This is a genomic window from Maribacter spongiae, assembly GCF_047345125.1.
In the GTDB taxonomy this organism is placed as follows: Bacteria; Bacteroidota; Bacteroidia; order Flavobacteriales; family Flavobacteriaceae; genus Maribacter.
Window position 1 is genome coordinate 83,754 of the sequence record NZ_JBLFEQ010000009.1, and the last position, 23,535, is coordinate 107,288.

22 protein-coding genes, 1 other RNA gene and 5 pseudogenes are annotated in these 23,535 nt (G+C 39.8%); 21 read left to right on the plus strand and 7 right to left on the minus strand.

Features of this window, described 5'->3' with window-relative positions; genetic code table 11:
• Positions 1-97: 97 nt before the first annotated feature.
• Positions 98-1,486 carry a TlpA family protein disulfide reductase gene (locus ACKWB9_RS12905; RefSeq protein WP_414003439.1) on the plus strand — a complete coding sequence of 463 codons (1,389 nt, stop codon included), beginning with the start codon at positions 98-100 and terminating at the stop codon, positions 1,484-1,486.
• A 32-nt stretch (positions 1,487-1,518) separates the two neighbouring features.
• Here the strand turns inward: ACKWB9_RS12905 and ACKWB9_RS12910 are convergent, their stop codons facing one another.
• Both ACKWB9_RS12910 and ffs read right to left on the minus strand, forming a co-directional pair.
• On the minus strand, positions 1,519-2,328 hold the full coding sequence (locus ACKWB9_RS12910) for an SDR family oxidoreductase (protein ID WP_414003440.1): 810 nt from the start codon (positions 2,326-2,328) through the stop codon (positions 1,519-1,521).
• 111 nt (positions 2,329-2,439) lie between these two features.
• An RNA gene (gene ffs, locus ACKWB9_RS12915) (signal recognition particle sRNA small type) lies at positions 2,440-2,538 on the minus strand.
• A gap of 137 nt (positions 2,539-2,675) precedes the next feature.
• Between ffs and ACKWB9_RS12920 the strand changes: the two genes are divergently transcribed.
• The 8 genes from ACKWB9_RS12920 to ACKWB9_RS12955 all read left to right on the plus strand — a co-directional run bounded on the left by ACKWB9_RS12920 (position 2,676) and on the right by ACKWB9_RS12955 (position 11,140).
• Positions 2,676-3,725: a glutaminyl-peptide cyclotransferase gene (locus ACKWB9_RS12920; RefSeq protein WP_414003441.1), complete on the plus strand. Its 1,050-nt coding sequence runs from the start codon at positions 2,676-2,678 to the stop codon at positions 3,723-3,725.
• Between the two features lie 2 nt (positions 3,726-3,727).
• Positions 3,728-4,117, plus strand: coding sequence for an acyl-CoA thioesterase (locus ACKWB9_RS12925; RefSeq protein ID WP_414003442.1), 390 nt, complete (start codon positions 3,728-3,730; stop codon positions 4,115-4,117).
• A gap of 23 nt (positions 4,118-4,140) precedes the next feature.
• The gene (locus ACKWB9_RS12930) at positions 4,141-5,706 is read left to right on the plus strand and encodes a hypothetical protein (protein WP_414003443.1); all 1,566 of its coding nucleotides are present in this window, start codon (positions 4,141-4,143) and stop codon (positions 5,704-5,706) included.
• A gap of 309 nt (positions 5,707-6,015) precedes the next feature.
• The gene (locus ACKWB9_RS12935) at positions 6,016-6,747 is read left to right on the plus strand and encodes a LytR/AlgR family response regulator transcription factor (protein ID WP_414003444.1); all 732 of its coding nucleotides are present in this window, start codon (positions 6,016-6,018) and stop codon (positions 6,745-6,747) included.
• Positions 6,748-6,882: 135 nt separating this feature from the next.
• On the plus strand, positions 6,883-7,053 hold the full coding sequence (locus tag ACKWB9_RS12940; RefSeq protein ID WP_414003445.1) for a hypothetical protein: 171 nt from the start codon (positions 6,883-6,885) through the stop codon (positions 7,051-7,053).
• Positions 7,054-7,160: 107 nt separating this feature from the next.
• Complete coding sequence (locus ACKWB9_RS12945; protein ID WP_414003446.1) at positions 7,161-9,239, plus strand: tetratricopeptide repeat-containing sensor histidine kinase; 2,079 nt, start codon at positions 7,161-7,163, stop codon at positions 9,237-9,239.
• Positions 9,240-9,432: 193 nt separating this feature from the next.
• Positions 9,433-10,101 carry a response regulator gene (locus ACKWB9_RS12950; protein WP_414003447.1) on the plus strand — a complete coding sequence of 223 codons (669 nt, stop codon included), beginning with the start codon at positions 9,433-9,435 and terminating at the stop codon, positions 10,099-10,101.
• Between the two features lie 376 nt (positions 10,102-10,477).
• The gene (locus tag ACKWB9_RS12955; RefSeq protein ID WP_414003448.1) at positions 10,478-11,140 is read left to right on the plus strand and encodes a hypothetical protein; all 663 of its coding nucleotides are present in this window, start codon (positions 10,478-10,480) and stop codon (positions 11,138-11,140) included.
• Here the strand turns inward: ACKWB9_RS12955 and glyA are convergent.
• A complete protein-coding gene (gene glyA / locus ACKWB9_RS12960) occupies positions 11,137-12,426 on the minus strand; it encodes a serine hydroxymethyltransferase (RefSeq protein WP_414003449.1) in 1,290 nt (429 codons plus the stop codon). The genes ACKWB9_RS12955 and glyA overlap by 4 nt on opposite strands.
• A gap of 261 nt (positions 12,427-12,687) precedes the next feature.
• Between glyA and ACKWB9_RS12965 the strand changes: the two genes are divergently transcribed.
• The gene (locus ACKWB9_RS12965) at positions 12,688-13,872 is read left to right on the plus strand and encodes a hypothetical protein (RefSeq protein WP_414003450.1); all 1,185 of its coding nucleotides are present in this window, start codon (positions 12,688-12,690) and stop codon (positions 13,870-13,872) included.
• 53 nt (positions 13,873-13,925) lie between these two features.
• Here ACKWB9_RS12965 and ytxJ read toward each other — a convergent pair whose 3' ends face one another.
• Positions 13,926-14,321 (minus strand): bacillithiol system redox-active protein YtxJ, encoded by a 396-nt coding sequence (gene ytxJ, locus ACKWB9_RS12970; RefSeq protein ID WP_414003451.1) that lies wholly within the window; start codon positions 14,319-14,321, stop codon positions 13,926-13,928.
• A gap of 161 nt (positions 14,322-14,482) precedes the next feature.
• Here ytxJ and clpB point away from each other — a divergent pair, with 161 nt between their 5' ends.
• The 8 genes and pseudogenes from clpB (at position 14,483) to ACKWB9_RS13010 (ending at position 20,791) form a co-directional block, all read left to right on the plus strand.
• Positions 14,483-17,083: an ATP-dependent chaperone ClpB gene (clpB, locus tag ACKWB9_RS12975; protein WP_414003452.1), complete on the plus strand. Its 2,601-nt coding sequence runs from the start codon at positions 14,483-14,485 to the stop codon at positions 17,081-17,083.
• Positions 17,084-17,194: 111 nt separating this feature from the next.
• The gene (locus ACKWB9_RS12980) at positions 17,195-17,791 is read left to right on the plus strand and encodes a TetR family transcriptional regulator C-terminal domain-containing protein (RefSeq protein ID WP_414003453.1); all 597 of its coding nucleotides are present in this window, start codon (positions 17,195-17,197) and stop codon (positions 17,789-17,791) included.
• A gap of 156 nt (positions 17,792-17,947) precedes the next feature.
• Positions 17,948-18,896, plus strand: a pseudogene (locus tag ACKWB9_RS12985) (IS3 family transposase).
• Positions 18,897-19,065: 169 nt separating this feature from the next.
• A complete protein-coding gene (locus ACKWB9_RS12990; RefSeq protein WP_414003454.1) occupies positions 19,066-19,323 on the plus strand; it encodes a type II toxin-antitoxin system HicA family toxin in 258 nt (85 codons plus the stop codon).
• Positions 19,308-19,661, plus strand: a complete 354-nt coding sequence (locus ACKWB9_RS12995) for a type II toxin-antitoxin system HicB family antitoxin (RefSeq protein ID WP_414003455.1) — start codon at positions 19,308-19,310, stop codon at positions 19,659-19,661. The genes ACKWB9_RS12990 and ACKWB9_RS12995 overlap by 16 nt, the downstream gene beginning before the upstream one ends.
• A 20-nt stretch (positions 19,662-19,681) precedes the next feature.
• Complete coding sequence (locus ACKWB9_RS13000; RefSeq protein WP_414003456.1) at positions 19,682-20,311, plus strand: hypothetical protein; 630 nt, start codon at positions 19,682-19,684, stop codon at positions 20,309-20,311.
• A gap of 51 nt (positions 20,312-20,362) precedes the next feature.
• Positions 20,363-20,605 carry a hypothetical protein gene (locus ACKWB9_RS13005; RefSeq protein ID WP_414003457.1) on the plus strand — a complete coding sequence of 81 codons (243 nt, stop codon included), beginning with the start codon at positions 20,363-20,365 and terminating at the stop codon, positions 20,603-20,605.
• 15 nt (positions 20,606-20,620) lie between these two features.
• Entirely contained in the window at positions 20,621-20,791 is a 171-nt protein-coding gene (locus tag ACKWB9_RS13010; protein ID WP_414003458.1) for a DUF2158 domain-containing protein, read from the plus strand.
• A 144-nt stretch (positions 20,792-20,935) separates the two neighbouring features.
• Here ACKWB9_RS13010 and ACKWB9_RS13015 read toward each other — a convergent pair.
• A pseudogene (locus ACKWB9_RS13015) lies at positions 20,936-21,256 on the minus strand (integrase core domain-containing protein); the annotation flags it as partial.
• Between the two features lie 64 nt (positions 21,257-21,320).
• On the opposite strand from ACKWB9_RS13015, the gene ACKWB9_RS13020 reads away from it, so the two are divergent.
• The 3 genes and pseudogenes from ACKWB9_RS13020 to ACKWB9_RS13030 form a co-directional block, all read left to right on the plus strand.
• A complete protein-coding gene (locus tag ACKWB9_RS13020) occupies positions 21,321-21,596 on the plus strand; it encodes a transposase (protein ID WP_414003459.1) in 276 nt (91 codons plus the stop codon).
• A gap of 17 nt (positions 21,597-21,613) precedes the next feature.
• Positions 21,614-22,243, plus strand: a pseudogene (locus ACKWB9_RS13025) (IS3 family transposase); the annotation flags it as partial.
• Between the two features lie 48 nt (positions 22,244-22,291).
• Positions 22,292-22,498: pseudogene (locus ACKWB9_RS13030) on the plus strand (IS982 family transposase); the annotation flags it as partial.
• Positions 22,499-22,569: 71 nt separating this feature from the next.
• On the opposite strand, the gene ACKWB9_RS13035 reads toward ACKWB9_RS13030, so the two are convergent.
• Together ACKWB9_RS13035 and ACKWB9_RS13040 are read right to left on the minus strand one after the other, a co-directional pair.
• Positions 22,570-23,127 carry a hypothetical protein gene (locus tag ACKWB9_RS13035; RefSeq protein WP_414003460.1) on the minus strand — a complete coding sequence of 186 codons (558 nt, stop codon included), beginning with the start codon at positions 23,125-23,127 and terminating at the stop codon, positions 22,570-22,572.
• A gap of 303 nt (positions 23,128-23,430) precedes the next feature.
• A pseudogene (locus tag ACKWB9_RS13040) lies at positions 23,431-23,535 on the minus strand (IS982 family transposase); the annotation flags it as partial.

A 23,535-nucleotide genomic window follows, 5' to 3' on the forward strand; every position in this document is an offset into this window, starting at 1 on the left:
ATACCTTAGGACGTATTGAACCAATATTTAACTCCGTATTAACAAAATCCGTACAAAGGGTTCGCTATTTTTGGTTTAAAATGTTTCCCGATCGTGTATGGATAAATTTTTACTTCTAGCACTAATTTCACTTTTCCTAAGTTGCAACACCGTTGAAAAAGAAACGGATACGGTTTTTTTTGACGGTGAAATCGTGAATCCTATCGGTGATTACGTTGTACTTTATAAAGGCACGAAAATTATAGATTCCACCCGATTGGACGGAAACAATAGGTTTTCGTTCCAATTGGACAGCATAGAGGACGGACTCTATCATTTTAAACACGACCTCGAATACCAGTATGTATATTTTGAAAAAGGGGATAGTCTTTTGGCACGCCTTAATTATACGGATTTTGATGAGTCTTTGGTGTTCTCCGGAACGAACGAGGACGTGAATAATTTTCTGTTGGAACTTTTCCTGGCCAATGAAAAGGAAGAACGGATGATACATCAAAAGTATTTTGACCTGGAACCCGGGGAATTCTCAAACCAAATAAATACCTTAAAAACTGAAAAGTTAAATGCACTCAATTCCTTAAAGTTGGAATCCAAACTATCGGATGCGGCATATACCCTTGCCAAAGCCAGCATTAATTACGCATATTACGGATATATGGAAGTATATCCGTTTAAGCATAAAAGAAAATTAAGGAAAAATAAATTGCCCGAATTAATGGACGATTTTTATAGCTACAGAAACAATGTGGACTATAATAATAAATCCTTGATTTATTTAAGACCGTATTATGATTTTATGAAAGCCCATTTTGGAAATCTTTCCTACATGACCTGTTCCCGTAAATGCGGTATTAAGGGTAAGATAGTGAATAACCAATTGCACTTTAACAAACACAAGTTAAAGGTTATAGACAGCCTTATAAATGAGAAGGAACTACGGGACAACTTATTCCGGAACGTAGCCTTTAATTACCTTCTAAAAGAACATGATGTGCCGGAAAACCATGAAATTTTTATTGCTGCCTTTCGGAAGGTATCCGAAAATAATATGCACAAAGAGGAGATTGAAAATTTATATCGCGGTATCCAAAACATTCAACCCAGGAAGCCCGTACCGGATATAAAGGTAGTTTCCGTTGATGATCAGAATATTTCTTTATCGGAAATTACCAAAAATAGAAAAGTCATCTTCTATTTCTGGTCCGCTGCCTATAAAAGACATCATGAAAATATTTTTAAACGGATAAAGCAATTGCAAAAAGAAAATTCGGGCTATGAGTTTGTGGGTATCAATATAAAGACAAGGCCCGAAAATTGGAAAGGATTGATCCAAAGTTTTGAGTTGGATCCGGCCAAACAATATCGTGCGGATAATTTTGAAGAACTTTCGGAAAAACTGGTCCTTTACCCCATGAACAAATGCATCATTACGGAAGATGCCAAAATAGTGGATGCCTTTTCAAATATTTATGCTAAACAGCTATAGGCTATTGTAGTATATCAGGCCAAGTATTATAGCTACTCGGCAATGTGCCTTTGCAAAAGGCTTTCAAACCAACTCCCGGGCAATATCCTCTTTAAGATAACGGAGAACCTTTGCAAAAGCGAACCTACCGTATAATGTACCTTTGGGTTCTTTCTCCCTATAATATAATGTACTTTTTTAGCCACCTGAATAGGGTTCCCGCCACTGTCCACATCCTCGTCTATTGCCTTTAATATCCTATCATACGCCAATTTATAGGCAGAATTGTCAAGTACCGGTGCATGGTATCTGCCAGCGGCTATATTCGTGGCAAAATCCCCTGGGGCCAAGGTCGTAAAATGTACCCCGAACCCTTTGGTCTCCAAACGCAGGGTCTCGGTAACAATTTCAAGTGCTCCCTTAGAAGCGGAATAAATCCCCCTAAAAGGCAAGCCCATATAACCTGCAATGGACGTTATATTAATGACCAACCCTTTTTTTTGATCGCGCATCTGGGGCAAAACGGCCTTAATGACATGCAAGGGGCCGTTAAAATTGGTATCGAAGGTTTTTAGTATTTCTTCATTGGGAGTTTCCTCCAGGGGGCCGGTAATTCCAATTCCGGCATTGTTCACAAGAACGTCCAGCCGAGTTTCCTTTTGCAACAGTTCCAAAACTGCGGCCTGCACACTTTCTGGATTGCAAACGTCCATCTCGATCAATGGAAAATGATCAAAATCCGAATATTTTAATTTATTCCGTGTAGTACCATAAACAGCATACCCATTTTTAGCAAGGTACATACCTATAGCCTTGCCGATTCCCGAAGATCCTCCCGTGATAAGAACAACTTTATTTTTCATCGTTTGCAAATTAACAAATAAATAAAGGCGATAGAAACCATAATATCGAGCGGAAAAATAAGTAGTAACACAGTTCCGGAAACCTTATTGTATTTCAGTGTAGCGCATAAAAAAAGGCAAGCTACCTACATCGCACCGCTACAACCATATACCCTTGCTGCGTTCCCACCCTGGGGGATTCTACAGGAGCTGGTCGTGTAGGACTTGCCAGATGCAAATATACAACCTTTTAAAACTTTCCCAATCCTTTTTCACATTCTAAATTAATGGACTAACTTTCCCGATCCAAAGAAATATCTCTTGATCTATTTAAACGATCGATCTAAAAATACGGTAATCCTATGAGTATGATAAAAATACTTGGTCCGGGCTTAATGCTCCTGATGGCCATGGCGTGCGGGAGCGGCAATCAAAAAGCCACTTCCCTGTTCGATATAGTGTTGGAAGGAAATATTGACCAGGTCAACCAAAATAATGTTGTAGGAGTTTCCATTACGAACAAGAAGAACAAGCCCATTGAAAAAGTTGCGTACAGTATAGATGGTCATGCACTTAAAAACGAAAACGACCGGCTTACGTTCGCCGTTTCCAAATTAGGTAACAAAACATTAAAGGCGACCATCACCTATGGGGAACATACCGCAACGATTACCAAAAAGATCAAGGTGCTTTCAACACAGGCCCCGGATATCTATACCTATACCATTTTAAATGAATATCCACACGACACCAATGCCTACACACAGGGGCTGGAATTCCATAACGACACCCTATATGAGGGAACCGGAAAAAAAGGAAGATCCTTTTTAAGAAAGCTCGATTTTAAAACGGGCAAGGTATTTCAACAGATAGATTTGGACGACACCTATTTTGGTGAGGGCATTACCATTTTGAACAACAAGATCTATCAACTTACCTGGAGAAGCGGTATAGGCTTTATTTACGATTTGGGGAACATGGCCAAGTTGGACAATTTTCAATATGGGAAAAGTAAGGAAGGTTGGGGGTTGACCAATGACGGCAAGAAACTGTACAAAAGCGATGGAACGGAAAAGATATGGCTGTTGAACCCCAAAACGCTAACGGAAGAAAGTTATATAGAAACGGTAACCAATAAATCAATCTTCAATCAGGCCAACGAGCTGGAATATGTAGCGGGAAAATTATACGCCAATGTGTACCAAAAGCCCAGTGTTATGATCATAGATGCCAAAAGCGGTGCCATTGAGGGAGTAGTGAATTTTGGAGGGCTGAGCGATAAAGTGACCAAGACCGAAAAATGGGCGAAGACCGATAATGTTCTGAACGGTATTGCCTATCACCCTAAAAGAAAAACATTTTTCGTGACCGGAAAGGACTGGGACAAACTTTTTGAGGTAGAAATCCATAAAAAATAACAATGTCCTTTTATCAAAAAGAGATTACGGTAACACAAGAGGACCTGGATGATCTGGACCATGTGAACAATGTAAGGTATGTGCAATGGATCCAGGACATATCAAAGGAACATTGGCGGCATAAAGCCCCAAAAAGTATTCAGGATCAAGTGGTCTGGGTGGTAATGACCCATTATATAGAATATAAATCGGCCGCCGTTTTAAATGACCCCATACTAATAAAAACCTATATAAAAAGTGCAAAAGGCGCCAGATCCGTAAGGATCGTAGAAATGTGGCACGGTATAACAAATACCTTAATTGTGCGTTCAAGTACAGAATGGTGCCTGTTAAATAAGGATACACATAAACCCATGCGTATTTCGGAGGATATACAGAAAATATTCACCTAATTCTTGCCCGTACAATAAAAAATATGGCTTTGAGAGTTCCAATTTTTTTATTTCTTATACTTTCCGTGCTTTGGGCGGGCTCCTGTAGAAAAGACTTTGAATATGCACCAAGTGCCGGAAATCTTTTCTTCTCAAAGGACACGGTTTACCTGGATACCATTTTCAGTTCCATCGGCAGCAGTACCTATTCCCTAAAAGTATATAATAGATCGCAGGAGGACATCCTTATCCCCTCCGTACAATTGCGAAACGGTGTGGCCAGCGGGTACCGATTAAATGTGGATGGTGCCGCCGGGAAATCCTTTCAAAATATACCCGTTTATGCAGAGGATAGCCTTTTTATCTTTATAGAGACGACCGTTGATCTGGATCCGACCAATAATGAGGTTTCCATTCTATATACGGATGCCATATTGTTCGATTCGGGAGAAAATCGACAAGAAGTGGAGTTGGTGACCCTGGTACGGGATGCCATTTTTATGTACCCTTCCACAAATCCTGACGGTGCCAGGGAAACCGTGGTCTTGACAACGGACGAAGATGGAAACGAAATAGAGGTACAAGGATTCGGATTTGCGGATGACCAGCTTCGTTTTTCCAATGAAAAACCGTATGTCATCTATGGTTATGGCGTGGTACCAGAAGGTAAGGAACTGATTATAGATGCCGGGGCCAGGGTACATTTTCATAAAGATTCCGGAATTCTGGTCAAAAATGGGGCAACCTTGTCCGTGAACGGGGCATTGAGCGAAGACCCGAAACTTTTGGAACGGGAAGTCATCTTTGAGGGAGACCGTTTGGAACCGGCCTTCTCCGATCTTCCAGGGCAATGGAGTTCCATATACATACAGGGAGGCAGTACCGGGAACACCATAAATTACCTGACCATTAAAAATGCAAGCATGGGACTTTATGTAGAAGGCGATAACACCCTTACGGTCCCTACATTGACCATAACGAACAGTCAGGTTCACAATAGCCTACATTACAATATCTGGGGGCGGAATGCCTTTATAACGGCAAAGAATATTGTACTCGGATCTGCCGGAAGTGCTTCGCTATACTGCAATTGGGGAGGAAACTATTCCTTTGTCCATACTACGATCGCCAATTATTGGAACAAGGGTTTTAGGAACGTGCCAGCTTTGGTGATCGATAATTTTAAGGAGACCGCCGGGGCCACCGAAAATTCCTTTGACCTTATTAAAGCGGATTTTAAGAACTGTATAATCGATGGCAATAATGCATTGGAACTCCTGTTACGGGCAAATGAGGAAAATGCGTTCCATTTTAATTTTTCCAATTGCATGATCAAGTTCAACGATACCCAAGACAGGTTTTCCGAAGATTCCCTGTATGATTTTGAAACGAATGCAGCATATAGCGATATTATACGCAATGGCGAAGCGGATTTTTTTGATCCCGATCAAAATGATTTTGGCATTTCGTTGGAATCCGCAGCGGTCCATGCCGGAGATCCGGAAATTGCGGCAGAGGCCCCGTTGGATATTCTGGGAAAGGATCGGAGCGAAACACCGGACCTAGGAGCCTTTCAGGCCCGGGCAAAGGACCAAAACGGCATGGATTAAAATCCGGCCAACCGTAAAGAATCCCAAAACCACAAATTATCGACATCGTTTGGTCGCGTATCACAATGACCTATCCGATCAATGATCCGATAATTTAGAAAATCAAAAAGGCATTAAGATCAATGGCAACTCCATCAAAATGATAAGGATTTGATCTTTAATTGAATAACTGCTATGCTATTTTGAAGGAAAAAACCTTCAAAACTATTGATTTTGAGCATTTTATAATAACATCCTCTTTTTTTATAAGGTTTTCCTAAGTCCCGTTTTCCCTTGCTCTTAGTAACTTGCCACTAGAACACTAGAATTTTGGAATACTCCTATACCATCATAGATTCAGATGCCGTTTCCAATCTGCAATTACGTTCCTTTATGGAAGAGTATGAGGACTTTAAATGCCTAGGTCTCACAAAAAAACCTTCCGATGGTCTCAACAGTATCCTAAAACTTTGTCCGAACATTGTTTTTGTAAACCTTAACGAACAGGCACCTTCCCTATTTCATATGGTGGTTGAGCTGCATCAATATCTAGACAATATCCCGCTGATCATAGGTGTTTCAAAGACCAGGGAATATGCCTATGATGCCATTAAAAATAATTTTTTCGATTATTGGTTACAACCCTACAATGAATTCGATATTCGAAAATCCTTATTAAAAATAAGGAAAATGGAACCTAAAGATTTGATTCCCAGTACCATTTGCCTAAAATCCTATAAAGATTTCCATTATATAGATACCCGGGACATACTCTACCTCCAGGCCGATAATAACTCCACGGAATTTTACCTAAAGGACGGTTCGATCACCAATGCCTACAAAACATTAAAAACATTCGAAAACCAATTGCCGTACAATTTTGTACGTATCCATCAAAGTTACATTGTAAATACGGATTACATTTCCAGGATCAATTTCGGGAAATCTATTTGCGCCCTCAAAATGATGAACAAGCAACTTCCCTTCTCAAAATCCTACCGCGAAAATATGGACTGCCTTAAAAAGGCACTGTCCAGGAACAGCGTATCCGCCCTAAATTAAAGAATCCTCTCAAAAACGGACCGTTTACTCACAGAAGCCTGCCTTTTACTAAGGTTGCCTGTAATTCCTTTATGCCCCCTAAGAACCTTATTACCTTGGTAGTATAATAATGTTCTAACTAAAAATTCAAATAAAATGAAAAAAGTAGCAAGTATTTTCGCAGTAGCACTAATGGCATTGGGTTTAACAACGTATGTAATTGAAAATACCGCCCATGAATTTGATGATTTAAATGAATTGAGTAATATGATAGCCTGTGGCGATTGCGATTCCAAAGTTGATGAAAGAGAAGATCCCTGGGGTTGATCCATACAAAATATATAGTTTCTAAAAGGCCCTGAACTGTTGTTCAGGGCTTTTTTTATATCTTGTGGTACATAATGACCTTCCAATTCCCCATGTTTAAAAATTTCATGCCCTTAATAGCGGTTTTATACCTGGTTTTGGGTACCCCAAAAGTTTATGCTATCCAGGGCAATACAGCACAGGTAAAAACGGATAGTGTCCTCTTTTTTATAAGAAAGAGCAAGAGCAAGTCCATTACCAAAACCAAAGAACTACAGTTCTTGCGCAGGGCCTACGGTAAGCTCCATGGTATCGATAACGACTCATTGCGCACAAGATACCTTTCCATACTCTCCTACGCGCTGTTGAGCATGGAAGATTCCGTTTTGTTCCGCAGGGTAAACAAGGCGGCCATAGCGAATTCCCTAAAATTGGGGGATTCCCTTAAAACTGCCGAAGCCTATTGGGACCTGGGTTCTTTTTTTAGTAGAAAAATGATAAAGGACAGTGCCTATTATAGTTTTTCGGAATCCCAAAAAATATATGAAGATCAGGACAATATGTACTATTCCGGGAGAATGCTGTACAATATGGCCAAGCAGCAAGCCGATGTTAAGGACTATATTGGTAGTGAAACCACCACCATCTCCGCGATCGAACGGTTAAAGCCCTTAAAAAAATACAGACAACTGTACAATTGCTATAATAACTTAGGTATTAGTTCCAACGCTTTGGGAGAGCACGAGCTGGCACTCCAATATTATGAGGAAGCTCTTTTTTATCTGAGCAAAATGGACAACCCCAAACTGTTACTGGCGGGCAACATCAATAATGTGGGCATTGTGTACAGGGATAAAAAAGATTATACCCGGGCGATCCAAAAGTTTAAGGAGGTATTAAAACGGGACAGTCTTAAACAAAAAGACCCCATTTTATATGCAAAGGCATTAAATAGTTTGGCTTTGTGTAAGGTAAAATTAATGGACACCATAGGTACCTATGCCCTTATCATAAGGTCTATCCAGATGAAAGACAGTTTAAACGATGCCAGAAGTTTAGCATCGTCCTACGCAAACCTGGCCGAATACCAATTGTTAAGAAAAGACACTGTTGCAAGTATAGTTGCTTCCAAAAATGCTATAGCCCTTGCCCGGGAAAGCAGTAACAATGAGCAAATGCTAGAAACCTTAGCTTTTTTATCAAAAATAGACGATACCCATGCTTCCTCATATGCCCAAAGATATATCCGATTAAACGATAGCCTGCAAAAAGAGGAACGACAGGCCAGGAACAAATTTGCCCGTATCCGGTTTGAAACGGACGAGTTTATAGCCGAAAATGTGCAATTGGAGCAACAAAGGGTTCTATTATCCAGACAAAAACAAATGTGGACGATCATTGCCCTGGTTTTTTTGCTTTTGGGTATTTCCCTTTATATAATCATTAGCCAACGGTCCAAAAATCAAAAATTGGTTTATCAGCAGCAGCAACAGGCCAACAATCAGGAGATATTCAATTTAATGTTGTCCCAAAAACAAAAAGTGGACGAGGTAAAACGTTCGGAACAAAAGAGAATTTCTGAAGAATTGCATGACGGGGTCCTGGGCAAGATGTTGGGCGCACGTATGGTGTTGACCGGGTTGAACAAAAGATCGGACGAAGATTCCGTAAAAGAACGTTTGGAGGCCATAGCGGCCTTAAAAAATGTAGAGGGAGAAGTGCGTTCCATTTCACATGAACTAAGCCATAATGCATATCAAAAAATCAATAACTTTATACATTCCATTGAATCCTTATTGAACACTACGGAAGCCAATAATCGGATAAATGCCATATTTACGTATGATGATGAGGAAGATTGGGACAGTTTAAAAGGTGATATTAAGATAAATGTGTACCGAATGATCCAAGAAAGTATACAAAATGCGATAAAACATTCGGAATGTGAGAATTTCTTTATTAACTTTGAAAGGAACGATGATATTTTTCTGGTAACCATGAACGATGACGGTAAAGGGTTTAAATCGAACAAGGGAAAGAAAGGAATAGGTATGCGGAACATAAGTTCCAGGGTTTCAAAACTTAACGGGACTTGGTCGGTGGTCAGTACTCCGGGCAAAGGCACAAAAATAACATTGGGGATACCTATACAACTGGATACTGTTTCCGGGGATATGGACGCAAAAGAAGAATTACAGAACGTTTAAATGCAAGAACCCATAGTAGGCTTTGAATTTAAAATGTAATGAAACGATAATCGGTTGTTCCGTATTAATTCAACCCAAAAAGCCTTATCATTTGGATAGCCGGGAGAATATACGGAAGCTAAAGTAACCGTAATGAACCCCGATGGTTATCGGGAGCAGGGTTTTAATTTTTGAACAGATAATAAGAGAACGGATGAAAACGGTAAGGATATTGGCGGTAGATGACCATGAAATGACCACACTAGGGTATAAATACATACTTGAAGGCGCTGAATTCGAAAATTTTAATGTCAGGGTCGAAATAGCCAAGAATTTTGATATTGCAAAGGAGAAAATTGAATTTTCTTCCAAATCATTGCCCTATTCCATTATTCTTTTGGATATTCAATTATTCCCGGCCCATGCCAAAGATCCCAGAAGCGGTGTAGATCTGGCAATCTTGGCCCGTAAGATAGTGCCGGGTACCAAAATCGTATTCATGTCCTCTTATAGTGATAATTACAGGATCAACAATATTTTCAAAAAAGTAAATCCAGAGGGGTACATGGTCAAATCCGAGATCGATGAACTTTCATTAAAGGCCATGGTAGAAACGGTCATGGAAAAACCGCCCTATTATACGGCAGATGCCCTGGTAGCCATTAGACGCAGGATGGCCAGTGATGTTAGTATTGACGAACAGGACGAAAAAATACTGTATTATCTCTCAAAAGGGACAAAAACAAGGGATATAGGCCCATTGGTATCGGTTGCCCATACTACCGTGGAAACCAGAAAAAGACATCTTAAATCTATTTTTGGTATAAAAAACGGCAATGATATAGCTTTAATAGAAGAAGCCAAGAGAAGAGGATTCTTATAAGGGCAAATAAAAAATTTCCTGAAACCGACTACGGTCCAATGTAGGCCATAAGGGTGTTGTGCTCCGGAGTTATCGGGATTTATTTTGGCCTCGGGTCCCAAACCGAACTTTTATCTACCTCACCTTGAACTGCCTGTCCAAAAAGACGGCCCAAACCGTTCTAAAAAAGGGATAAACAAGAAACCTTTGCACAAAAATCGAATAATTCCCAGATTAAGCCTAATTTTATCAAATTACAACTACCTGTAAAACAGGAGGTTATATTTTTAATATGCAGAATATAAGAATATCCTCGGAAATTCTAAGGTTTTCCTAAGTCTTAAAATTATCGTTTAGTCCTACCTTTAAGTATGGAATGTAAAAATTTCCCATACGTATGAACACCAATCGTAGTAATTTCAGACAACGCCCTTCATTAAGAGTAAAGGAGAATTCAAATGTTGTAGATTTAGATGTTTTTCTAAGGTATCTTGAGCAGTATTATATTTCCGAGGTTACCGTTAGCAATTGTGTAAATAAGCAAGGAACCATAAGTTTCGCCCTGGATATGAAATGTCCTATCGGTCTTTTGGGAGTGCTCGGCCATTTCAACAAAGAAAGATGGGGGTACAATGGCACCAGGTCATCTCCTTTAAAATCCGCTTTTGACAGTTTACAGGAAAAGAACGGGCCAATTCTTGATATTGAGGAACTTACCCTCTCTTTAAATGACACCAATATCATCATCAAAAGGTTATATAATAGAAGTATTGTGGAACAGATAGACGCTATTTTAAACGAGATAGGAAACCACTATGTCTTTCTCACCAAAGGGCTTACGGAAAAACCCTATGAGATTTTCTTACCGGTATATGAAGATTATCCAATTGAAGATGATATAGTACATGCAAAGAACCCCTGCATCTATAATTCTCCCGACAGTTACTTTCAATATTGGGGAATATATTTGGAATCGCAGGAAGATGCTCTTATTTATGACGTTCAAAAAAACGTTTACTTATCCGGGAATTTAGATTTATGTATGTTGTACGATTATTAGACCCTTAACATCAGGTCGTTAAAAATAGGCCGTTGTCCCATCATTTCGTTCACCTGCCGTTTTACGTCCGCTATCATATCATCGTCCTCTGGTCCGTTAATAACCTTATCTATAAGGGATACAATGGTTTTCATATCCGCTTCAACAAGGCCCCTTGTAGTGATCGCCGCCGTACCAAACCGGATTCCCGAAGTAACAAAGGGTGATTTGTCATCAAAAGGCACCATATTTTTATTGGCCGTAATATCTGCCTTTACCAACGCTTTTTCTGCATCTTTTCCAGAAATACCCTTGTTCCTTAGATCGATCAACATCATGTGATTGTCCGTTCCTCCGGAAATAATATGATAATCCAACGCTACAAAGGCGTTGGCCATGGCATCGGCATTTTTCTTCACCTGTAGCATATAATGCGAAAACTCTTCTGTAAGCGCTTCCCCAAAAGCGACGGCCTTTGCCGCAATAATATGTTCCAAAGGACCTCCCTGGTTTCCGGGAAAAACGGCCAGATCCAACAAAGCGGACATCTTTCTTAAATTCCCGTTCTTAAGTCGTATCCCGAACGGGTTTTCAAAGTCCTTGCCCATTAAGATCAATCCGCCCCTGGGTCCCCTTAATGTTTTGTGGGTAGTGGTGGTAACTATATGACAATGGGGAACGGGGTCGCTCAGCAACCCTTTGGCGATCAAACCGGCCGGATGCGAAATATCGGCCACCAACAGGGCATCTACGCTATCGGCAATCTCACGAAAACGTTTAAAATCCATATCCCTTGAATAAGCGGATGCACCTGCTATAATCAATTTTGGGCGTTCCTTGGTCGCTATTTCCTGAATCTTGTCATAATTTAACCTTCCCGTAGCCTCATCGACACCATAGAACACGGGATTGTACAATCTTCCCGAAAAATTGACCGGTGATCCATGGGTAAGATGCCCCCCGTGGGACAGGTCAAAGCCCAGGATGGTGTCTCCCGGTTTAAGACAGGCATGATAGACCGAGGCATTGGCCTGCGACCCGGAATGTGGCTGAACATTGGCATATTCGGCACCAAATAATTCCTTGGCCCGATCTATGGCCAGCTGTTCTACCTGATCCACAACTTCACAACCACCATAATAACGTTTGCCAGGGTATCCTTCGGCATATTTATTGGTCAAAACGGAGCCTGCGGCCTCCATTACCTGTGGACTGGTAAAGTTCTCCGAGGCAATTAATTCAATACCGTTGATCTGACGTTGTCTTTCTTCTTCAATTAGTTCAAAAATCCGCTGGTCCCTTTGCATTAGTTTATGATGATTTCGTGAACTGCAAAAATACGATATAGCTCTTGGATATCGATTAAAAATTGGCGGTATCCTTAAATTATTTATCAAACAAAAGTTAACGATCTTAAACCCGTTCACCCGCAATGCCATAAAATAAACGAATTGGTAAACCACCATTTTAGAAGGTACTTACACTATTTTAAGACCTTGGACGTTATAGAAAAACAAAATGTGGCACGGCTATTGAAAAAGTCCTAGAAACCATAAAACCATTGAGCCATGAAAAAAATTTCACTTTTAAGCCTACTCGCTATCATCTGCTCATGTAGCGGGGTAAAGAAGACACAGGAAGCATTGAATTCCGGTAATTACGGTGCCGCCATTCAAAAATCCATCAATACGATTGCCGAAAATAAGGGCAAGAAAAGCAATCAGCCCTATATTCTATTGTTGGAAGAAGCCTTTAGGAAAAATACGGAGCGCGAGTTGCAGCACATCAAATTTTTAAAAAAAGAAGGGAATCCTGCCAATTATGAGGAAATATATGAGACCTATGGGCGGTTAAAGTCCGTTCAAAACCAGATAAGGCCCTTATTACCGCTTACTATTTATGAAGAAAACAGGCAGGCACAATTTAGTTTTAAAAATTATGACGAAGCACTGATCGGTGCAAAAATCAAGCTCTCGGACCATCTGTACAACAATGCCCTGGCACAAATCGAAAGAGCGAATTACAAATCTGATTATCGCAAGGCCTATAACGACCTGAAATATCTGGAAGAAATAAACCCGAATTATAAGGATGCGGTTCAAAAAATGGAAGAAGCCTACCAAAAAGGACTTGACTTTGTAATCATTGAAATGACGAACAATACGGATAAGATCGTTCCCGCAAGATTGGAAGAAGAGCTGCTAAACATGAATACCTACGGATTGAACAACTTGTGGACAGAATACCATACGAACAAAATAAAAGAGCTACGCTATGATTATTTGATGGAAGTTTCTTTTGAGGATATCAATATTTCACCCGAGCAAATCCAAGAAAAGCAGATCAGTAAGGAAAAACAGATCAAGGACGGTTACAAATATGTAAAGGACCGGGAAGGGAACATGATAAAGGACAGTCTGGGAAATAAGATAAAGGTGGATCGGTTCAAGACCGTGAGATGTGATTTTTATCAATTTACCCAGTTTAAAAGCGCACAGGTAAGTGGTATGGTAAACTTTACCGATTTAAAAAAGAAACAGCAAATTAATCAGTACCCATTGGCCAGCGAGTTTATATTTGAACACCGCTATGCCAATTATGACGGGGACAAAAGAGCATTGGACAATGACCTGCTTTCCTTATTGCAACTTGCAAGGGTCCCGTTTCCCAGTAATGAACAAATGGTCTACGATGCCGGTGAAGATCTTAAGAACAACCTGAAGAATATCTTGAGAAGACAACGTTTCAATTAGCGTTCGTCCAAACAAGTTCATAGTAAAAGCCCCATTAGTATGGGGCTTTTACTTTATATATACTTTTCCAATTCCATTTCTGAAATACCCCCATGCGAATCATGGGCGACCACTACCCCGTTCTTAATGATCAGTAATTGCGGGGATTGGTGCATTACCTGGAATTTAGAAGCTATTGCGTTGGATATTTCCCGGTATGCATGAAGATCTAAAAAATAAAGGTCCATGAGCCCCTCCTGCAAATCGTAACCGGATGTAAACATGTTCAGGACCATTCGGCTGATACCACAGGTCGTTGAATGTTTAAATATCAATTGGGGCCTTTCTTTGGACTTGTCCGTTATTTCATCCAATTGTTCCCGAGCGGTTAAACCGATCCAGGGAATTTTAGACTCCGTTTTATGCTCTTTTTTGTTCTTGTCCCCAAAAATACCATCAAATAATCCCATACAATTTTTTGTAGTTGGTCAACTTCCCTATTAAAACTTACAAAACTGACGTATTGTCCCTAAAAACAGCAGGTTTTCCGCCATTTTGTCGTTTGTATCCACTTGGTAGGGTTGTTGTGATTCTTGGGTAAAAATAGTTGCAAAAATTAAATATATAAGAAATGAACTTCAATAATTTTACCATAAAATCACAGGAAGCCGTTCAACAGGCTCAGGTCATGGCCCAATCCATGGGCCACCAGCAAATAGAGAACGAACATTTGTTCAAGGCCATAACCATCGTGGAAGAAAACGTGGTTCCTTTTATCTTAAAAAAATTAGGGCTTAACGCCGATTTAATTGTACAGATTCTGGATAAGGAAATGAATTCTTTTCCAAAAGTAGAAGGTGCGGATATCATGCTTTCAAGAGAAGCGGGCAAAACACTTACAGAAGCCAGTGTCTTGACAAAAAAAATGGGCGATGAATATGTTTCCATTGAACATCTGTTCCTTTCTATTTTCAAATCCAAAAGCAAGATTGCGCAGGTTTTAAAGGATCAGGGAGTTTCCGAAAAAGATTTGAAATCCGCAATCGAAGAGCTTAGAAAGGGAAGTAAGGTAACCTCCCAAAGTGCGGAAGAAACCTATAATTCCTTGGACAAATATGCCAAAAACCTAAACGAACTGGCGGATAACGGAAAATTGGATCCGGTAATCGGAAGAGACGAGGAAATAAGACGGATATTACAGATCTTATCCAGAAGGACCAAAAACAATCCCATGCTCGTGGGGGAACCCGGGGTGGGTAAAACAGCTATTGCGGAAGGGTTGGCACATCGTATCGTTCAAGGGGACATTCCGGAAAATCTAAAGGATAAGACCATTTATTCCCTGGATATGGGGGCACTTATAGCCGGAGCCAAATATAAGGGAGAATTTGAAGAACGGTTAAAATCGGTCATTAAAGAAGTAACCGGTTCAGATGGCGATATTGTTCTTTTCATCGATGAGATACACACCCTGGTCGGGGCCGGTGGCGGTCAAGGGGCCATGGATGCGGCGAACATCTTAAAACCCGCTTTGGCGCGCGGTGAACTCAGGGCCATTGGTGCCACTACCCTTGATGAATATCAAAAATACTTTGAAAAGGACAAAGCCCTGGAAAGGCGTTTTCAGAAAGTGGTCGTAGATCAACCGGATACGGAAAGTGCCATTTCTATCTTGAGGGGAATCAAGGAAAAATATGAAACACATCATAAAGTCCGTATTAAGGACGAGGCCGTAATTGCGGCCGTGGAATTATCACAACGCTATATAACCAATAGGTTTCTACCGGACAAAGCCATTGATTTAATGGACGAAGCCGCCGCTAAACTTAGAATGGAAATCAATTCCAAACCCGAGGAACTGGATGTTCTGGATCGTAAGATCATGCAGTTGGAAATAGAGATCGAGGCCATAAAACGGGAGAATGACAAGGCAAAGCTTCAGGTCCTGAACATGGATCTGGCCAATATCAAAGAGGAACGCAATGAGATTTATGCGCAATGGGAACGTGAGAAATCCGTAGTGGACCACATTCAAAAAACGAAAACAGATATTGAAAATTATAAGATCGAGGCCGAACGTGCTGAACGAAACGGGGATTATGGAAAAGTAGCGGAACTACGGTACGGCAAAATAAAAGATGCCCAGGAAAAACTGATCGAATTACAGGAAAAACTCCAGGAACAACAGCACAACGAAACATTGATCAAAGAGGAAGTGACCAATGATGATATTGCCGAAGTGGTCGCCAAATGGACAGGGATACCCGTTACCAAAATGCTACAGAGCGAACGTGAAAAATTATTACAGTTGGAAACGGTATTGCACAAAAGAGTGATAGGCCAAGAAGAAGCCATACAGGCGGTCTCCGATGCCATTCGGAGAAGCAGGGCCGGTTTGCAGGACATAAAAAAACCCATTGGTTCCTTTCTATTTCTGGGAACCACGGGAGTGGGAAAGACAGAATTGGCCAAAACCCTGGCCGCATACCTATTTGATGATGAAAATGCCATGACCAGAATCGATATGAGCGAATATCAGGAACGCCATTCCGTAAGCAGGCTGGTAGGGGCACCTCCCGGATACGTAGGTTATGATGAAGGAGGGCAATTGACAGAGGCTGTGAGAAGGCGACCTTATTCGGTCGTGCTTTTGGACGAGATCGAGAAAGCACATCCAGACACGTTCAATATTCTTTTACAAGTATTGGACGAAGGCCGGCTGACGGACAATAAAGGGCGGGTCGCTGATTTTAAGAATACCATCATCATTATGACCAGTAATATGGGCAGCCAGATCATTCAGGAGCAATTTGAAAACACAAATGACCCCTTCAGTGCAATGGAAACGGCCAAAATTGAGGTGTTGGGATTGTTAAGGAAAATGATCCGACCGGAATTCTTGAATAGGATTGATGACATTGTAATGTTCACCCCACTGGAGAAAAAGGATATCAGGGAAATCGTGAAATTACAACTGGAAGCCCTAAAAAGGAGGTTGGGCAAACGGCAAATTACCCTGGATGCGACAGAAGAAGCCATTTCCTATCTGGCAGACAGAGGTTACGATCCACAATTTGGTGCCAGGCCCGTAAAGCGTACCATTCAAAAAGAGGTACTGAATGCCATGTCCAAAGCCCTTTTAAGTGGTGAAATCAAGGCAGATAGCATTGTACTGCTAGATGCATTTGATGACAATTTGGTGTTCCGAAACCAAAATGATCTAGTGGTTTAAATGAGTGCGGTCCTAAAAAAGCGTGCTTCGTAATCTATGAAGCACGCTTTTTTTAGTAACAGTATATACCATACAGTATAGATTTTTTATATTCGCATAAAACCGCCATGCATGTCTACCAAAGCTGAAAGAACTACTGCCTATATTATTGAAACCGTTGCCCCCGTATTTAACAAACACGGCTATATAGGTACTAGCATGAGTGATTTGACCGATGCAACGGGGCTTACCAAAGGTGCATTATACGGGAATTTTGAAAACAAGGAAGCCCTGGCACTGTCCGCTTTTGAACACAACAGCAGGCATTTGCTACACGCTATTGACGAAACCTTGCATACCGGAGGAACCGCCCTTGATAAAATCTTTGATCTTTTGGCATTTTACAAAGGGTACGATACGTTTACCCAAAGTATGGGAGGGTGCCCCATTTTAAATGTGGGCGTAGATGCGCAGCATAATAATGTTTTATTGGCCGCTGCGGTAAAAGAGACCATTAAAGAGATCGAAGGTAAGATCGCGTTGGTCCTTGAAACTGGCGTGAGTACTGGGGAACTCAAAATTGCGGTGACCCCCCTTCAGTTTTCAAAACAACTTTTTACCATGATCCAGGGTGCCATAACCATGGCGACCATTACCATGGATCGCAAATATTTATTGAATACCATTGTCTATTTGGAAATGCTCGTTAAAAGGGAACTTAAAAACTGATCGTAAGTATTTTTAATAATGGATAGACCTTTGGGAAAAGTCCAAGGTAGTATTGTTTAATAGGTCTGTGTCCGCTGTTATTCTGCGATTGGACTTACTACATTTGACCGGACAGTTAGAAAAGAGCATGTTTGTTGTTCAGATTAAATCAGAAACATGTCAAAACCAAAAAGAGAGTATACTGCGGAATTCAAACAAAAAGCAGTTGAACCGAGTTGTGTAAGGGGCAATGCCGCCGAAGTCTGTAGGGAACCGGGGCTGAACCCTTCGGTGCTTGGCCGATGGCGCCGGGAGGCCAAGAAGTATGGTCCGAACAGTTTCCCTAGCAAGGGGAACCCAAAGCTGACCGATGGGCAACGGGAAATAGCCGAGTTGAAGAAAAGGTCAAGGGATATGGAGATTGAACGGGACATCTTAAAAAAGGCGATCAGCATCTTCTCCTAGGGCGACAGGAAAAATATAGGTTCATAAAACACCACAGGTTTAAATTTCCTGTTGGGAAGATGTGCAAAATATTCAAGGTGACAACGGACAGCAGGCACGATTATCCATTGGTCCCCAATATATTGGACAGGGGCTTTACGGTATCGGCGCAGAACCGGGTCCGGGTGTCGGACATCACCTATATCGAGACCGGTGAGGGCTCTGGATGTACCCGACGGTCATCGTGGACCTGTTCCACCGCAAGGTGGTCGGGTGGTCAATGGGCAGGACCTTGGAAACGGCGGATACCATAATCCCTGCTTGGAAAATGGCAATAAGGTCGAACAATATCACAAAGGAATTGATATTCCATTCCGACAGGGGTTCACAATATGCCGGTCATGATTTTGCCAATATCCTTAAAGACCATAACGGCTCGGTGGTACGGTCCATGGGCAGGAAAGGAAATTGCCGGGACAATGCAGTGGCGGAATCTTTTTTCAAGAGTTTAAAGGTCGAATGGGTGTACCATCAAGATTATAGGCTAAGGTCCGAGGCGGAACTGTCCATATTCCAATGGATAGAGACATGGTACAATAGAAAGAGGATACACTCTACTTTGGACTATAGAACAATAGAGGAATTTGAAACGGAAATGTATAACCAAAAAACAGCGGTATAGCTCTTAACCAATAGTCCAATTTTTTGTTGCAAGTCCAAAAGTCTGCTGGTAAGATATTGGGACAATAGGAAACGTTGCACTAAACTAAAAAAAAATATAAATACCTAAAAAACAGTAAAATAAAAATGCCACTATTTTTTAGTTACATCCAGTTTTTGTATCTTTGAATATGAGCAAAATAGAAAAATTGCTTTTAAAGTTCCGTTGTAATCCAAAGGATTTGACTTGGAACGAATTGGTGAAAATTTTGAATCATTATGGATTTGTTGAAATATCAAAAAAAGGGAAAACAGGAGGCTCTAGGGTAAAGTTTTGTAATGACAACAAAGACATTATCAATTTGCACAAGCCCCATCCGAGCAATATAGTAAAGCAATATGTAATAAAACAGATTATAGAAAAATTGAAGTTATGGCGGATTATTTAAAACACAAGGATTATTTAGGGTCGGTGGATTTCAGCTCAGAGGACGGCGTTCTGTACGGAAAAGTTATCGGGGTCAACGATTTAGTTACATATGAAGGCACATCTGTTGAAGAATTGAATAAGGCCTTTATTGATTCGGTTGAAGATTATCTGGCCACATGTAAAGAAATAGATAAGGAACCCAATAAATTCTTTAAAGGGGTCTTTAACGTTCGTACCTCAAATGAAATTCATAGAGAATTGTCAATGATTGCGGAAAAAAAGAAGATGAAGTTAAACGAATTGGTCAATAAGGCTTTTGATTTCTTGGTCAAGAATGAGGATAAAGTATTGAATTAATGTCTAAATAAACGATGATAATGAAATTTCTTGTTTGTATGGTACTTGTTTTAGGGCAAACAACTTTTGGCCAAAAATCAAATGTTGTTTACGGTGATGACTTCAGCTTTGAATTGATAAAGGCAAAAAAAGAACCAAAAATAACAACTAATTCCACGAACTACAGTGTATATGCTAACAGCAACCAAAAAAAAGTAAGGCTGGTTTTCAAAGTAAATTCGAACTCCCGGAAAAGAGTACGGCTTGACCCAAATAAATTTTATTTGCTTGATGAAAAACGTAGAGAAAGGCTTAGACCTATTGATATAAGGCTTTTGAATTTATCCGAGTACCAAGGATTTCCCCGTCTTCTCCATGAGTCCTTAATAGATAAAGATTACCAAATTTACCTACTTAAATACAAACCGGAAATAAGAGATACCTTCAAGGATTATAGCATATCAGGATACAAGGATTGTGAAGCAAAAATTTCCATTGCTCCAAATTCCACTATATTCAAAAAGCAAAAACCGAAAACTATCACATATTACTATGGATACAAAAAATTAAGTTCTAGAAGAGTAGGTTTGTCTTTTAATGTTGAAAAAGATTTTAAAAAAGGAAAAGTCTACTTTGGTGAACAGTTGTTATCCGAAATCCATATTGAATGAATTCTTAAATATGACCATTTCCATTAGAATCATTCTAAGTTCAAAAAAAGGATGGAAAAATTTGTTTTTGATGCTATTATGATGGATGAGTTTCTTGTTTGTAATTCTTGCTTAAAAGAAAATAATCACAATGAAATTAATTCTGCTTATCAAGATACAGGTGTGTGTTTTATTTGTAGTAATACATGTGAGGTAACAAAACCAAATGCAGCTGAGTTGTTAGAAAAGAATGGTTATGATTTAATAGCTAATGATTATGTTAGAACCATTTTTTTTAAAACCAAACCTATTTAAAAGTCTAAATAAACGATGAAAGCTATCGATATTAGTGACACTGTAAGATTAACTACCGGAGGTCCTAAAATGAAAGTAACCGCAATCGAATCAGATGAATATGTTAACTGTTCATGGGTCAACAATAGAAATGATGAAATGTTTGGCAGCTTTCCTAAACATCTTCTAAATAAAATTAAGCTCTAAATTGAATCATGGTATGGCTGAAAAAGAAATTATAGTAGGAAAGAAACTAAAACACAATTGTTAGGTCAAGTATTGTCCAGTGCAGATTAATAACTCCAATGGCTCTATAACAGCTACCTGTAAGCTTCCCTTGATTAGAACTGCCTAATTTTCTAAAACTTCCTTAAAAATATTGTTTTTAATTCCATCGGGGCTAGCCCCGATGGAATTAATTTCGGCGTACTTTACAGGGGGCATTTTGCCCAATGCGTCATGTGGCCTGAAATGGTTGTAATCATGCATCCAGATGTGTGTCTGCTCCCTGACCTGGTTCAGGTCGTCAAAAATGTATTTGTCCAGTACGCCCCGCCTGTAACTTCCATTGAACCTTTCAATAAATGCATTTTGTGTTGGTTTTCCCGGTTGGATATATTTGAATTCTATATCGTGCATTTGGCTCCAAGCTTCCGTTATTTTAGCGATGAATGAGCATTCCCCTGAAAATGGGACAGTAAGTTAAGTTCACAAAAAGAAACTTAAATTTACTGATATGACACGAAGAAAATTCACTTCAAAATTCAAGACCAAGGTGGTTTTGGAGGCACTCAAAGAGCGTGAAACGGCTAAAGATCTAGCGCAAAGATTCGAGATATCGCCGCAACAGGTGAATCTATGGAAACGCGAGTTTCTATCACAGGCGGAAACGGTGTTCTCCAAGGGTTCAAAATCCCCCAAGAGCGAAGCAGCACAAAAAGAAGACCGTTTACTTAAAGTTATCGGTAAACAAAAAGTGGAGCTTGATTTTTTAAAGAACGCCTTGCGCTAAGATCACTCAAAGAAAGAAGACCGATGATAAGCAAGGATCATACCGACCTAAGTATCGTAAAGCAGAGTAAGCTCTTACAATTGCACCGTTCAGGTTTTTATTACAGGCCCAAGGGCGAGAGCGAGCTAAATCTAGAACTGATGCGCTTGATGGACGAGCATTACGCCGACCACTATTTCAAAGGAGCCAAACGCATGCACACTTGGCTGACCATGGACAAGGGTTACAAAGTGAATCAAAAGAGGATAGACCGCTTGTATTACAGAGTTATGGGGCTCAATGCCATAATGCCCGGCAAGCATACTTCAAGGCGTAACAAGGCACATAAAATATATCCGTATCTCTTGCGTAATCTAAAAGTGGAAAGGCCCAATCAAGTATGGGCAATGGATATCACCTATATACCGATGCGCAAAGGCTTCATGTATTTGGCCACCATTATTGATCTGCATAGCAGATTCGTATTGAATTGGTCGGTTTCCAATACAATGGATGCCCAATGGTGCAAAGAGACTTTGGAAGAAGCTATCGCCATACATGGGAGACCAGAGATTGTCAATACCGATCAAGGGAGCCAATTTCTGGTGTTATCCAACGATATCAGATTGAGTATGGATGGTAAGGGAAGGGCAATCGACAATGTTTTCATAGAAAGTGAAGGCTACATTTTAAGGGAAGGCTACAAGGCCCAACCCTATATTTATAAAAAATCGAGAAAAAGGATACAGACCTTGTTCTCACAACTATGTGACCAATTCATGATAAGAAGAAACTATGCCAAATCCTTCGAAAGGTTTAAAACAAGGGTACTTTCCAAAATATCGGCACTGACTATTGTGCAATACATCAATAAGACGGTATTCAACAGAAATATCAACAATATAAAAATCAGCATTATTTAAAATGCACAACGGGTTAAACAAATATTTACCATAGCAATTAACTATACATATTGTTAGCAAAAGTTTTTATTTTATATACTACAATTTCCATCTGCGAAATTTTGTTTGGTTGGATTGTAGGCATTTATGCTTATGTCGAAAAATGTTCCACCATTAGTAAATAGGGAATTCAATCCACAAAAATCCATAAGACTTGTGTTCCCTTCAATTTCTATACGACCTCCGGTAGAACCAATATTTGAAAGACCATCTAAATTTGTTAAAACATCATTAAAACTAATGTTCAAATTTCCTCCAATTGAATTTAAGTTATTCAAACCATTGATGTTTTCTAAATTGATGTTTCCAAAAATGTCTAATTCTCCATTTAAAATAGATAGACTATTTATATTATCTAAATTCAGCAAAGAATCATTTCCTCTAATACTTAACATTCCTTGTATAGAATTTATATTTTGAAAACCATTTAAGCTTTCTAAATCGTCATTATTGATTACTTCTAATGAACCGACAACATTCTGCACATTAGAAAATGCTTCTAAGCTTTGAACTTTTGTTTGTGAAATCTTTATAGACTCTGTTGTTAATCCAATACTAGGTAGTCCATTTAAACTTTCAAGATTTTCCATTTCCAACCAAATAAATCCGCTAAGAGTAGAAGTAACGTTATTGAAAGCTTCTAAACTAATTATTTGAGACTGATTTATATTAAAGTTTCCTCCAATGGAACTTAAGTTTTGAAGGCCATCGATGTTTTCAAGTGCATTATTTCTAATGGTTAAATCGGAACCGACAGTTATTAAATTTAGAAATCCATTTAGGTCTTGTATTCCATTGTTAACTAGCTCTAAACTTCCTCCTATAAACTTAATTTTTGAAAAACTTTCTGTGCTCGTTATTCCAGAATTATTTTCTAAAACCCATTGTGCATTTTAAACAATGCTGATTTTAATGTTGTTTATATTTCTATCAAAGACGAACCTGTTAACGAACTGAACCATTGTCAAGGCAGTGATTTTGGACAGCACCCTTGTCTT